General features: G+C 42.8%; 13 protein-coding genes. 9 read left to right on the forward strand and 4 right to left on the reverse strand.

The features are described 5' to 3' along the window. Nucleotides 1-56 precede the first annotated feature (56 nt). Complete coding sequence (gene ribH / locus HC175_RS01600; RefSeq protein ID WP_168136762.1) at nt 57-554, reverse strand: 6,7-dimethyl-8-ribityllumazine synthase; 498 nt, start codon at nt 552-554, stop codon at nt 57-59. A gap of 13 nt (nt 555-567) precedes the next feature. Next, entirely contained in the window at nt 568-1338 is a 771-nt protein-coding gene (locus HC175_RS01605) for a tetratricopeptide repeat protein (RefSeq protein ID WP_168136763.1), read from the reverse strand. A 138-nt stretch (nt 1339-1476) separates the two neighbouring features. On the opposite strand from HC175_RS01605, the gene recF reads away from it, so the two are divergent. The 3 genes from recF to HC175_RS01620 are packed head-to-tail and all read left to right on the forward strand — an operon-like array spanning nt 1477 to nt 3267. Then, nucleotides 1477-2556 (forward strand): DNA replication/repair protein RecF, encoded by a 1080-nt coding sequence (recF, locus tag HC175_RS01610; RefSeq protein WP_168136764.1) that lies wholly within the window; start codon nt 1477-1479, stop codon nt 2554-2556. Continuing rightward, nucleotides 2553-2987 (forward strand): lipocalin family protein, encoded by a 435-nt coding sequence (locus HC175_RS01615; protein WP_168136765.1) that lies wholly within the window; start codon nt 2553-2555, stop codon nt 2985-2987. Before recF ends, HC175_RS01615 begins: the two co-directional genes overlap by 4 nt. Further along, nucleotides 2971-3267 (forward strand): DciA family protein, encoded by a 297-nt coding sequence (locus HC175_RS01620; protein ID WP_168136766.1) that lies wholly within the window; start codon nt 2971-2973, stop codon nt 3265-3267. The genes HC175_RS01615 and HC175_RS01620 overlap by 17 nt, the downstream gene beginning before the upstream one ends. A 72-nt stretch (nt 3268-3339) precedes the next feature. Here the strand turns inward: HC175_RS01620 and HC175_RS01625 are convergent, their stop codons facing one another. Then, nucleotides 3340-3759 carry a nucleoside-diphosphate kinase gene (locus HC175_RS01625; protein ID WP_168136767.1) on the reverse strand — a complete coding sequence of 140 codons (420 nt, stop codon included), beginning with the start codon at nt 3757-3759 and terminating at the stop codon, nt 3340-3342. A gap of 168 nt (nt 3760-3927) precedes the next feature. Between HC175_RS01625 and HC175_RS01630 the strand changes: the two genes are divergently transcribed. Genes HC175_RS01630 through HC175_RS01640 form a run of 3 tightly spaced genes read left to right on the forward strand, consistent with a single transcriptional unit; the run spans nt 3928 to nt 6633 of the window. Beyond that, entirely contained in the window at nt 3928-4944 is a 1017-nt protein-coding gene (locus HC175_RS01630; RefSeq protein WP_168136768.1) for a DHH family phosphoesterase, read from the forward strand. Beyond that, nucleotides 4941-5504 carry a gliding motility-associated peptidyl-prolyl isomerase GldI gene (gldI, locus tag HC175_RS01635; RefSeq protein ID WP_168136769.1) on the forward strand — a complete coding sequence of 188 codons (564 nt, stop codon included), beginning with the start codon at nt 4941-4943 and terminating at the stop codon, nt 5502-5504. The genes HC175_RS01630 and gldI overlap by 4 nt, the downstream gene beginning before the upstream one ends. 7 nt (nt 5505-5511) lie before the next feature. Further along, nucleotides 5512-6633 (forward strand): peptidylprolyl isomerase, encoded by a 1122-nt coding sequence (locus HC175_RS01640; RefSeq protein WP_168136770.1) that lies wholly within the window; start codon nt 5512-5514, stop codon nt 6631-6633. Nucleotides 6634-6721: 88 nt separating this feature from the next. Here the strand turns inward: HC175_RS01640 and HC175_RS01645 are convergent, their stop codons facing one another. After that, nucleotides 6722-8185, reverse strand: coding sequence for an aminoacyl-histidine dipeptidase (locus tag HC175_RS01645; protein ID WP_168136771.1), 1464 nt, complete (start codon nt 8183-8185; stop codon nt 6722-6724). Between the two features lie 233 nt (nt 8186-8418). On the opposite strand from HC175_RS01645, the gene HC175_RS01650 reads away from it, so the two are divergent. From HC175_RS01650 to HC175_RS01660, 3 genes are all read left to right on the forward strand, one after another. After that, complete coding sequence (locus tag HC175_RS01650) at nt 8419-9489, forward strand: DUF3810 domain-containing protein (RefSeq protein ID WP_168136772.1); 1071 nt, start codon at nt 8419-8421, stop codon at nt 9487-9489. 63 nt (nt 9490-9552) lie between these two features. After that, a complete protein-coding gene (locus tag HC175_RS01655; protein ID WP_168136773.1) occupies nt 9553-12510 on the forward strand; it encodes an amidohydrolase family protein in 2958 nt (985 codons plus the stop codon). Nucleotides 12511-12521: 11 nt separating this feature from the next. After that, the gene (locus tag HC175_RS01660; protein WP_168136774.1) at nt 12522-13835 is read left to right on the forward strand and encodes an amidohydrolase family protein; all 1314 of its coding nucleotides are present in this window, start codon (nt 12522-12524) and stop codon (nt 13833-13835) included. The last annotated feature ends 27 nt before the right edge of the window (nt 13836-13862 follow it).

Here is a 13862-nt window from a genome sequence, read left to right on the forward strand (position 1 = left end):
TTCCGAAGATTAGGTGACAAACTCTCAACTACAAAAACAGTGCCTTTTAAAAGAGTTTACAAGCGGGAATCCTTGCGAAGTTGAGCCATCTTAATAGCGGCGACTGCAGCCTCGGCTCCTTTATTCCCGTGCCTGCCGCCAGATCTGTCTATTGCCTGCTGCATATTTTGATCTGTCAAGACACAGAAGATCACCGGGATATCATTTTGCACATTAAGATCTTTAATCCCCTGTGAAACTGCCTCGCAAACAAAATCAAAATGCTTGGTCTCTCCTTCTATAACACTTCCAATGGCAATTATAGCATCCAGCATGTCATAAGACTCCTGCATCTTTTTGCAACCATAGATCAATTCAAAACTTCCCGGCACATTCCAACGCACGATCTTTCTCTCGAGCACCTCGTTTTCCAGTAAGACCTGCATCGCACCATTACAAAGATTTTCGGTAATACTGTCGTTCCATTCAGAAACAACAATCCCAAACCTGAATTCCTTCGCGTTTGGGATTTTGTTCTTATCGTATGCTGAAAGGTTTTTTCCTTCGGTCGCCATATAAATATGAATATTATTGCATTGCCTGTGCCTGACCAAGGTAAACTGATACCTTGTTAGCCTCGGCAGAGTCTGGATACTCCTTCTGAATTCTGGTGAGGTACTTTTCAGCCGCAGCTCCATTTCCTAATTTGATAGCAGTCACTGCTGCCTTCATTAGAAAACGCGGAGTGGTAAAGTTATTTTCCCTCATTTGTGCAGCTTCCTCATAGTAATCAAGAGCCTCTTCTGGCTGCTCCAATTGAAGGAACGCATCACCAATCGCACCCTTTGCAAGTGGCGCAAGAATTTGATCATCACTCTTAAAGTCATCAAGATGATCAATAGCCTGCTGATACTGATTCGTATTCAGGTAGGCCATCCCGGCATAATAGCGGGAAAGATTTCCTGCTTTTGTACCACCATAATTTTCAATGATGTCTTCAAATCCAAATTTTCCCTGTGCTCCGGTTAAGGCAAGGTTATATAGAGAATCACTTTGTGCGCCAGAGCTATTTAGGGCAGTCTCGAAATACTGCTGCGCTACAAACATTTCATTAGCAGCCTCTGCCTCCTTTGGTTCCTGGATAAATTCCTCGTAAGCGAGGTAACCAAGGATCACTGCGGCAGCAACTCCAATAATAATGAAGATATACTTTTGGTTGCGTGCAACCCATTCTTCGGTTTTTCCCGCACCTTCATCAAGTGTATTAAAAACTTCGGCAGTTGTTGATTGTTCCTCAACAGCTGTCTGTTGCTCTTCCTTAGTGTTGGGCTTATATCCTCTTTTCTTGTAAGTAGCCATAAATATTCGTTAATTGAAGCGCAAAAATAGAATTTTTCTTTAAAATTAAAAGGGATTTAAATTGTTTATTTATGCTAATTTGCACAGCCTGAAGGGCAAACCCCTTCTTGCAGATATCTTGCTGAATTCCAGTTTTCTATGTTTCTTAAAACCCTTTCCTTATTAAATTACAAGAATTTTACTTCGGCCGATTTTCAATTTGACCCAAAAATTAACTGCCTGGTTGGAAATAACGGGAAAGGAAAAACTAATGTGCTTGACAGCATCTATCACCTTTCCTTCGGAAAAAGCTATTTTAATCCTATCACCAGTCAGAACATTAATCATGATGCCGACTTTTTTGTGATTGACGGTAGTTTTGAAAAGAATAACCGGGAGGAGCAGGTTATTGTAAGCGCCAAACGTGGCCAGAAAAAGGTGATCAAACGCAACAATAAACCTTATGAAAAATTCAGCGAGCACATAGGATTTATTCCCACAGTGATCATCTCGCCGGCAGACAGGGATTTGATCATTGAAGGCAGCGAGACCCGCAGAAAATTTCTTGACGGCGTCATCTCTCAAAGTGACAATCAATATTTAAACAGTCTCATCAACTATGGAAAGATCCTGGCTCAAAGAAATTCATTGCTAAAGTACTTTGCGGCCAACAACAGCTTTGACCGTGACACCCTTTCTGTTTACGACATGCAGCTCGAGCAACTGGGAAATGAGCTTTACCAAAAGAGACAAAATTTCCTTCACACCTTTATTCCTATTTTTCAGAAGCGTTACCATATTATTAGTAATGGCCGGGAAGAAGTTTCCATTACCTATAAGAGCCAGCTGGAAGACGGAGATTTTAAAAATCAGCTGGAGGAGCAACTTCAAAAGGACATGGCTTTACAGTACACAAGTGTTGGCACTCATAAAGATGATCTCATCTTTGAAATAGAAGGGCATCCCATCAAGAAATTTGGTTCCCAGGGACAGCAAAAATCTTTTTTGATAGCCCTTAAACTCGCACAGTTCGATTTTATAAAAGACCTGGCAAAGGTTGCCCCGATCTTGCTTATGGATGATATTTTCGACAAACTCGACGAAAACAGGGTTGCTCATATTGTAGATCTTGTTGCGACAGATGAGCTGGGGCAGTTATTCATAAGCGACACTCACGGCGACCGCACCGAAAAAGTAGTAAAAGGAACCGGCCAGAGCTATAAAATGTTTAACCTGTGAAAAAAGCGTTTTTCCTCTTACTTTTTTCTGTGTTCATCTTTGGCTGTAATACGGTTACTTCCGAAGAAAAGATAGAGAACCTCAACGGCTACTGGGAGATCACGAAAGCCGAATTACCAGAAGGCATCACCAAAGAATTCCGTTTTTCTGAGCTTGTAGATTATATAAAGATCGACAGCACAGCAGGTTTTAGAAAAAAAGTAAGACCACAGCTCGATGGAAGTTTTATTTCTTCTGAAGATGAAGAATTTTTTAAGATAAAGGTTGAAAATGACAGCATTAATTTGTACTATTCAACTCCCTACGCAAAATGGAAGGAGACTGTTATCTCTTCCGAAGAAAATGAACTTATGATCCTTAATCCACAAGGAATCATCTACACCTATAAACGTTTTACCCCCTATAGCGGCAACTATGGCGAAGAGAATTAATGACCACATAAGTATAAGCGATGCTCTTAAAGAATTTGTGAGCGACAACAAACTGCAAAAAGGTCTGGACAAAGTGCATGTTCGGGAGGTATGGAACAGCCAAATGGGTCCGGCTATTGAAAAATATACTACCTCCATTAAACTGGACAGGGAAACTCTCTATGTGCAACTAAGCTCGTCTGTACTTAGAGAGGAACTAAGCTACGGCAAGGAAAAGATCATCAAAATGCTCAATGAAGAACTGGGAAGGGAACTAATTACAAAATTGATCTTACGCTGAAGTCATTCTATATTTAAACAAAAAAAACCACCTGAAAAGGTGGTTTTTTGTTTCTTATCTTCTCTAAGAGAATTAGAACATTTCTCTTCCTGCAAAGTGAAAAGCTCCTTCTATTTCTGCATTTTCATCGCTGTCACTTCCGTGAACCGCATTTTCTCCTATAGATGCAGCGAATTTCTTTCTGATAGTACCTTCTGCAGCGTCTTCAGGATTGGTAGCTCCAATTAGGGTTCTAAAATCCTCAACTGCATTGTCTTTTTCCAGGATAGCCGCAACAATAGGACCGCGACTCATGAATTCAACCAATTCCCCGAAGAATGGACGCTCTTTGTGGATATCGTAGAATCTCTCTGCATCGTGACGTGTCAACTGTGTAAGCTTCATAGCTACAATTCTAAATCCAGAAGCAGTGATTTGCTCTAAAATAGCTCCAATGTGTCCGTTCTCAACTGCATCGGGCTTAATCATGGTGAAAGTTCTGTTTCCTGCCATTATATCAATTTTTTAATTTGCTGCAAAAATAATCAAAACAATAGCATTTCCAATTGAATTATAGGGGAATAAAGCTTTAGCGGTCAGAATACCTTTCAAAAATGTCATTTTTGGCAGGTATTCCATTTGTTTTTTTGGATCTTCAAATATTCGGTATCTTCGCCCACTATGACAAATGAAGATATTTCAAGGGTTAAAGACCTGCTCGTTCCGGCTAAAAAAATTGTGATAGTACCCCATAAAGGACCCGATGGAGATGCCATGGGCGCTACGCTCGCCTTAAAAATTCTCCTCGAAGGCCAGGGTCATTATGTCCAGCTTATCGCGCCAAATGATTATCCCGATTTCCTGAAATGGATGCCCTACCAGGAAGAGGTCTTGATCTTTGAAAAAGAACCAAAAAAATGTGCAGCTCATATTGCTGAAGCCGAAGTGATTTTCACGCTCGACTTCAATAGCCTGTCTCGCACGGGTGACATGCAGCAACCTCTGGAAGCTGCAACTGCACAATTCATTATGATAGATCACCACCAGCAACCAGACGATTATGCAGTAGTGACCTACAGTGATGTCACTATGTGCTCCACCTGCCAAATGGTCTATCATTTTATTGAAAACATTGGCCTTTCAGAAAAGATCACCCCACAAATAGCGACCTGTCTTTATACCGGGATCATGACAGACACCGGTTCCTTTAGATACCGCTCTACCACCAGCCTAACTCATAAGGTCATTGCACATCTCATTGAAAAGGGCGCCGACAATACCGCAATTCACGAGAACGTATTTGATACCAGTTCGTATGGGCAGTTACAGCTGCTGGGTTGTGCCCTTCAAAATTTGAAGGTCGTGGAAGAACTTCGAACTGCATATATCACCCTCACCCAGGAAGAGCTGGACAGGCATAACTTTAGAAAAGGAGACACCGAAGGTTTTGTCAATTATGGCCTCTCGTTAAAAGGAATCGTTTTTGCTGCCATTTTTATTGAGCACAAGGCAGATAAGATTGTCAAGATCTCCTTTCGCTCTAAAGGTACTTTTTCGGTCAATGATTTCGCTCGCCGGTACTTTGACGGCGGCGGACATATCAACGCTGCAGGCGGCAAAAGTGATCTCTCCATAGAAGAAACAGTTGATAAATTTATTAGTATCTTGCCCGATTATAAAACTAGTCTGGCACTATGAAAATGAAACTCTTAATGCTGCTGGCGGGGCTGTTGATTCTTTCCTGCAAATCTCCCGAAGCCAGAAGACCCGTAACCCAGAAATCGGGTTCTTACATCAATGAATCCATAGCTCGCAACAGAAAGATCGTAGCCGAAGAAGAAGCACAGATCCAGAAGATCATAGAAAATGATTCCACACGGGAATACTTCTCCTCGCCAAACGGTTTCTGGTACTACTATAATGAAAAAGATACACTTTCCACGAGAACTCCCGAATTTGGTGATGTGGTAGAATTCGACTACAGCCTCACAACTCTTGAAGGAGAACAGATTTATACAGATGAGGAGATCGCTCCCCGCACCTACACGATGGACAAGGAACAATTGTTTTCGGGATTACGCCAGGGGCTAAAACTCATGAAAGAAGGAGAAACGGTAACCTTCCTGTTCCCGTCTCATAAAGCATTCGGATATTATGGTGATAAAAAGAGAATTGGGTCTGATGTCCCTGTGATCTCCAAAGTCACCCTCTTTAAAATTTCCGAAGAAAATGAAGATCAAAACAACCAAAACAATTAAAATTCAAATGAAGAAAACAAGTTTTTTGCTTCTATTAAGCATCCTTTTTGCATTTACAGCATGTAATGAAGAGTACCCAGATTTGGGAGACGGAATGTATGCTGAATTTAAAACCAATCATGGAACATTTGTAGCCGAACTATTTTATGAAGCTACTCCAATGACTGTTGCCAGCTTCGTGTCACTAGCCGAAGGTACAAGCACCATGTCTGAAGAACAGTACAAAAACAAGCCTTTTTACGATGGTCTCGTTTTTCACCGTGTCATTAAGGATTTCATGATACAAGGTGGAGATCCAGCGGGAACCGGAAGCGGTGGACCGGGTTACAAATTTCCAAACGAGGTGGTAGACAGCCTTACTCACGATTCAAAAGGCATACTTTCTATGGCGAATTCTGGCCCGCACACTAACGGAAGCCAGTTCTTTATCACCTTGAAGGAAACTCCCTGGTTAAACGGCCTGCACACAGTATTTGGAGAAGTAGTAGAAGGAATGGATGTTGTTGAAGCCATTGGCTCTCTTGAAACAGATCAAAGCGATCGTCCTATTGAAGATGTTGTAATGCAGGAAGTAAAGATCATACGCAAAGGAGGTGATGCCAAGAATTTTAAAGCTTCGGAAGTCTTAGCGCAAAAGCTGCAGGAATTCAAGACTGAAGCTGAAGCAAGGGAGCGTGAAAAAGCTGAAAAAACAGCAGCTATAAAACAACGTTACGAAGAGATCAAAGCCGATGCAAAGGAACTGGAAAGCGGATTAAAAATAGCCTTTCTTGAAGAAGGAACTGGACCACAGCCAACTTCCAGAGATACGGTGATGGTAAATTACCGCGGTTACCTTGGTACCGGAGAGATCTTTGACACCAACATCGAATCTGTAGCCGAAGAAGCTGGAATCCTTAATCCAAAAAGACAGCAAATGGGTGGATATTCCCCAATGGAAGTAGCTTATAATCCTAATGCACCAATGATCCCTGGGTTTAAAGAAGGAATTCAGCAAATGCAGGTTGGTGATAAAGCGGTATTGTTCATCCCGGCTCAACTGGGATATGGAGAGCGCGGGTATCCACCGGTAATTCCTCCCTCTGCCGATCTAATTTTCGAGGTAGAGATAGTAAAGATCAAGGAATAAACTCAGACAATAGGATAGTCACTATTAAAATTAGAAGGGTTCCAAAAATGACATTTTTGGAACCCTTTATTTTTATGCCTTTAATGAATTATACTTTTTCAGGAACGTTTTTAAGGACCTCCAGTACAAACTTCCAGTATTTCTGTGCCGAGGAGATGCTGGCGCGTTCATCTGGAGAATGTGCCCCGCGAATGGTAGGGCCAAAAGAGATCATGTCCATATCTGGATAATTTTTCCCCAGGATACCGCATTCCAGTCCTGCGTGGCAGGCGGCAATCTCTGCTTTCTCCGAATTCATTTCCTGGTAAAGATTGTCCAGCACTTTGAGAATGGGAGATTCCATGTTTGGCGCCCATCCAGGATACGCCCCCGACAATTCCACTTCAAATCCTGCCAGTTCAAATGCTGACCGAATGCTGTTGGAAAGATCAATTTTTGAACTTTCTACAGAAGACCGTGTAAGGCAAAGCACCTCAATTTTGCCATTTTTGACACTTACTCTGGCCAGGTTGTTTGATGTTTCCACAAGACCTTCAATATCCGGGCTCATTCTGTAAACGCCGTTTGGAACAGCATAAAGAGCTTTTACCAGTAATTCCTGTACCCACAATTCCATTACTCCGCCAGGGATCTCTGTTTCCGAAATTTCCATATGCAGCTTTGGCTCCAGTGTTTGATATTCCTGCTGAATGCTCTGCATGAGTTTCCCCATTTCAGCCGAAAAATCTTCTTTCTGTATCTTATCGACCACCACTACAGCCTCGCTTTCCCGCGGAATCGCATTTCTAAGTCCGCCGCCGTTGATCGCTGCGATGCGCATTCCGAAGTTTTCGAATCCGCCAAAAAGAATGCGGTTCATGAATTTATTGGCATTACCCAGGCCTTTGATGATATCCATCCCTGAATGCCCGCCCTGCAAACCTTTTACAACGATCTTATAAGTAATGGTATCTACAGGTACTTCTTCCTCTTTATAAGGCCGGGTCGCTGTAATGTCTACTCCGCCAGCACAACCAATACCTATTTCATTATCTTCTTCGGTATCAAGATTGAGTAAAATATCACCCTTTAGCACTCCCGGTCTTAAACCCATAGCACCTGTCATTCCTGTTTCTTCGTCAATTGTGAATAAAGCTTCCAAAGCTGGATGTGCGATCTCCTTACTTTCGAGGATCGCCATCATGGTGGCAACTCCCAGGCCATTGTCGGCTCCCAGAGTGGTACCCTTTGCTCTCACCCAGTCCCCGTCCACATACATTTCTATTCCCTGATTTTCAAAATCAAAATCTGAATCATTGTTCTTTTGGTGTACCATGTCAAGATGCGATTGCAGGACTACCACTTTCCTGTTCTCCATGCCAGGAGTAGCAGGTTTTCTAATGATCACATTCCCCACCTCATCAACTTCTGTCTCAAGTCCAAGATTGTTCCCGAAGTTCTTCATGAATTCGATCACTCTTTCCTCCTTTTTGGAAGGTCTGGGTACTGCATTAAGATCGGCAAATTTATTCCAGAGTGGCTTTGGCTCCAAAGCACGTATTTCTTCGTTCATTTTGTTGGTGTTTAGTGTTTCAAACAAAGATAATAAAGTGAAAAGAGGAAAGCCGAAACTAACAGCAGGAAACATGGGAAACTTCCAGTTCAAAGGACTAAATCCTTAAACGCAAAGCATTCCTATTGCCCACATCGAAAGAGAACAAAAACCAAAACCCGGAACCGTAACAGGGAAAGATTAAAAATTCTCACTCCTTCAAACTATCATCCAAAAAATCCTATTTTTGAGAGGTGAAGAAAAAAGTTGCGCTTATTCTTAGCATATTACTTCCGGTTCAGATCATCCTTATAAGGATCCTGGCCGGGTATCCTCATCTTGTGGAAGAATGGTACAGCAATGGCATTTATCCCTATACTTCTGCCCTTTTACGAAGAGGACTGGGATTTTTGCCTTTTTCACTGGGAGACCTGCTTTATGCCTTCCTTGTTATCTTATTGCTAAGGTGGTTCTACTTCAGGATAAAGCAGCGTTTTAGAGATCCGAAGCAATGGATCCTTAATGCAGTTGCGGCCCTCTCGCTTATCTACGCCTGTTTCAATTTGTTCTGGGGCTTGAATTATTACAGGCTTCCCTTACACAAGGCCCTGAATATAGAGAGCGATTACACTACCGAAGAGCTTATTGAGCTCACAAAAGATCTCATAGCTACTTCCAATGATATTCATTTTCTTATCACCCGCAATGACTCGCTGAAGGTTGAAATCCCTTACGACAAGACAGAACTCCTCGAACTTTCAGTAGCCGGGTATCATAATCTTGAAGACGACTTTTCTGAACTCGATTACAATGTTTCCAGTTTAAAAAGATCTTTATACAGCATCCCGCTCACTTACATGGGCTTTAATGGTTATCTGAATCCGCTTACCAATGAGGGCCAGGTGAACACCCAGATCGTTCCTTATAAGATCCCGACTACTGCCAGTCACGAGATTGGGCATCAGCTTGGGTTTGCAAAAGAAAATGAGGCCAATTTTCTCGCCTGTCTTACTACAATGAACCATGAGGATCCATATTTCAGATATTCTGGCTACACCTTTGCCCTAAGCTATTGTCTAAATGAACTCTACAAAAGAGATAAGGCATTGACCGAAGAACTTTTAAAGACCATCAACTTCGGAATTCTTGAGAACTATAAAGAGGTTAGGGAATTCTGGGAACAGCATAGAAATCCATTTGAGCCGCTCTTTATGTATACCTATAATTCTTTTCTGGTCGCCAATAATCAACCAGACGGGATGCGCAGCTACAGCTATGTTGTGGCCTTGCTGGTCAACTATCATAAAAGTCGGGGGCGCATGTAGTCTTTGGCGTTTTTGATTTTTTGCTATCTTACCGCTTCAAAATTTCCAATCCTAAACTATTTTATGAAAATCAGATTTTTATTTTGCCTGCTCATTAGTGCCGTAACCGGGCTGCAGGCGCAGGAGTATTTTCCTAAAAATGACGCTGTAAAGGCCGAGGTAAATACAAACTTTACGGTATTCAAAAATGCCAAAATTTACGTTGATCCTGCTACCACCATAACAGATGGTATGCTCGCAATTCGCAATGGGAAAGTAACCGCAGTGGGTAAGAATATCAACGTACCCGCAAATGCCGTTGTTGTAGACCTAAAGGGCAAGACTATCTACCCTTCCTTTATTGACCTTTACTCCAACTTCGGAATTGAAAAACCAAAAAGCGAAGGTGGAAACGGTTACGGTGGCAATCCACAATACGATGCCGGCCGTGAAGGTTACTACTGGAATGACCATATTAGACCCGAAACAAAAGCGCTTGAGAGCTTTAAATACAATGATGCTGAAGCTGAAAAACTTCGGAAGCTTGGTTTTGGAGTGGTGCAAACTCATATGCCCGATGGTATTGTGAGAGGCACGGGAATGCTCGTTGCCCTGAATTCTGAAGGTACTGAAGGCGACCGGCTCCTGGATGAAAGTTCTGCACAATTCCTTTCATTTGAAAAAAGTGCAAAATCAAAACAGGTCTATCCCTCCTCAAAAATGGGTGCTATGGCACTTCTAAGACAAACTTATCTCGATGCCGACTGGTATTCAAAAGGAAATTCGCAGACAAAAGATCTTGCACTGGAAGCCTTTAATGATAATAAAAACCTGGTCCAGATCTTCAAAACAGATAATGTGCTGGACGAATTACGTGCCGATAAGGTAGGAGATGAATTTGGAGTGCAATATGTTATTGTGGGAAGCGGAAAGGAATTCAAGAGACTCGATGCTATTAAAGCCACTAAGGCTACTTATGTTGTTCCCGTAAATTTTCCGGCACCTTTTGATATGGAGGACCCATATATTGCCAGCTATGCCAGCCTTTCGGAGATGAAGGAATGGAACCAGGCACCGGCAAACCTCAAAATGATGGCCGAAAAGAAAATTCCTTTTACTATTACCTCCCTTGATTCAGAAAAGGATTTTAGAGAACAACTTATTAAGGCAGTAGCTTACGGTCTGGACAAAAAAACTGCTCTAGAGGCCCTTACTACTGTTCCAGCCAGAGTGCTGGGCAAAGAAGGGCAGCTTGGAACTTTAAAGGAAGGCGCATGGGCTAATTTTATTATCACCTCCGGAGATTATTTTGAAAAGGAAACGACCATTTTTGAAAACTGGGTACAAGGTGAAAGGGCAGTGATCGAAGACCTCAACCTGGTAAATCTAAATGGTACATATAATGTAAAAGTAGGTGGTGACACTTACGTAGTAGCTATTTCTGGTGAAACAACACAGCCCAAGGCAGAGGTGAAATTAAATAATCACAAAATAGGTTCAAAGATCAGCTACAAAAATAACTGGTTGAACATGCTGCTTTCAGCCCCCGATACCACAAAGGCCGAATATACAAGGCTAAGTGCGAAGATCGTTGAAGTTCCAAAAAGTTTCGGCGGAAAAGCCATTTTAGGAGATGGTAAAGAAACCAGCTTTACAGCCACTAGAACAGCAGAAGCTTCCGCAGATAAAAATAAGAAGGAGACAGAATATCCAGAGGTTATGCCTGTGAGTTTCCCAAACATGGCTTACGGTTTTGAAAGCCTTCCGAAGCAACAAGACCTGCTTTTCAAAAACGCGACGGTATGGACGAATGAAGAGCAGGGAATACTGGAAAATGCCGATGTGCTTGTGCGCAACGGTAAGATCGCACAGGTGGGAAAAGACCTAAATGCACGTGGTGCCACAGTGATCGATGCCACAGGAAAACACCTTACCTCAGGAATAATTGATGAGCACTCTCATTTAGCGGCTTCAGCGATCAATGAAGCCGGACATAATTCTTCTGCCGAAGTACGTATGGAAGATGTGGTTGATCCCGATGACATTGGTGTTTACCGCAATCTTGCAGGCGGGGTTACAGCAATGCAGTTGCTTCATGGTTCGGCCAATCCTATTGGTGGACAATCTGCCATCCTGAAAATGAAGTGGGGTGCCACCCCAGATGAAATGCTGCTGGACAATAGTCCGAAGTTCATCAAGTTTGCACTTGGAGAAAATGTAAAGCAGGCAAACTGGAGCAGCAACTCCCGTTTCCCGCAAACCCGAATGGGAGTTGAGCAGGTATTTGTGGATTACTTCACCCGGGCGAAAGAATACGAAGCTCAAAAGAAAAGCGGCAAGCCTTACCGGAAAGATCTCGAAATGGAAGCTCTTTTGGAAATTTTGAAGGGTGAACGCCACATTACCGCCCACTCTTATGTGCAAAGCGAGATCAATATGCTCATGAAGGTTACCGAAGAGCTTGGTTTTAAGGTCAATACTTTTACGCACATCCTGGAAGGTTATAAGCTGGCAGATAAAATGGCGGAACACGGCGCCGGAGGATCAACTTTTTCTGACTGGTGGGCCTACAAGTACGAAGTTAAAGACGCTATCCCTCAGAATGCTGCGATCATGCACAATGCAGGCGTAACTGTTGCCATTAACAGTGATGACGCCGAAATGAGCCGCAGACTCAATCAAGAGGCGGCAAAAAGTGTAAAATACGGAGACATTTCTGAGGAAGAGGCCTGGAAGTTCGTAACTCTTAATCCCGCTAAACTGCTACATATCGATGATCGTGTAGGCAGCATCAAAACAGGTAAAGATGCCGACCTTGTGCTTTGGACAGCTCATCCGCTTTCCGTGTATGCTAAACCTGAAAAAACAATCATTGAAGGAGTAGTTTACTTTGACCTTGAAAGAGATCAAAAACTGCGTGAGGAAGTAGAGAAACAAAAGAATTTACTTACTACTCAAATGCTCAAGGCCAAGAACAACGGGCTAAAGACCCAGGCAGTAAAAGAATCCAGGAAAGAAGAAATGCATTGTGACACCCTTTAATAATTGATGACATGAAAAATTTTAAAATATATATGCTGCCGGTCCTGTTCTTCATTACAGGGAACCTGATGGCACAACAAACCCCGGCGCCACAACAGGAAAGAGCTGTAACCATAGTAGGTGCCACAGCGCACATAGGAAATGGCGAGGTGATCGAGAACAGTCTTATCATTTTCGAAGACGGTAAGCTCACCACCGTGACCGATGCAAATTCAACCAAGCGCCAGTATCCCGGAACGGTAATAGAAGCAAGAGGTAAACACGTTTATCCCGGGTTTATAGCTCCTAATTCCACTCTAGGCCTTGTAGAAATAGATGCTGTAGTACAATCTGATGATGAAGATGAACTGGGAGAGCTGCTGCCACACGTGCGCAGCATCATTGCTTACAATGCCGAAAGTCAGGTAGTGGAAAGCATGCGTCCAAATGGCGTGCTTGTCGGGCAGATAGCCCCAAGGGGTGGAAGGATCTCCGGCACTTCGTCCATTGTACAGTTTGATGCCTGGAACTGGGAAGATGCTGTTCTTAAAGAAGATGACGCTATTCATATCAATTGGCCAAACAGTGTTCGCAGAGGTCGCTGGTGGGAAGGAGAAGACCCAGGAGTCAAGCCAAATGATGATTATGAAAAGGACATTCGTACGCTATCACAGTTCTTCAACAACGCACGAGCTTACTTATCGGGACCTCAAAACACAGCTAATTTACCCTTTAGCGCTATGAAAAAAGTTATCGATGGAAAACAGAGCGTATTTATTCAGGCTGATGGTGAAAAAGAGATCATTGACATTCTACAATTCGCAAAAGAGCAGAAACTTGAGAACATTGTGCTCGTGGGTGGTTATAATGCCTATAAGGTAGCCGATGAGATCAAAGCAGCAAATATCCCTGTGCTGGTTGGTCGGGTACACAGCAATCCTAATCAGGAAGATAACCACTACGACCTGCCTTACAAAATGGCTTATCTCCTGCACAGCAAAGGTATTCTGGTAGGTTTGGAAAACAGCGGAAGTATGGAAAGAATGAACAGCCGTAATTTGCCATTTTACGCAGGTACGGTAACAGCCTATGGTGCAAATAAAGAGGAAGCGCTTAAAATGATCACTCTTAACACAGCGAAGATCCTGGGAATTGATGATACTCTCGGCTCCCTTGAGGTTGGAAAAGATGCCACTTTATTCATAAGTGATGGTGATGCTCTCGACATGCGCACCAATAAAGTATCCAATGCCTTTATTCAGGGTCGTGAGATTAGTCTCGAAAGCCACCAGACGCAACTGGCAAAGAGATATATCGATAAATACGGGCAACAGGAAAAGAAATAGATCCCGAAAATGCCCTTTTTGGAAGGC

This window comes from Salinimicrobium oceani, from assembly GCF_012037645.1.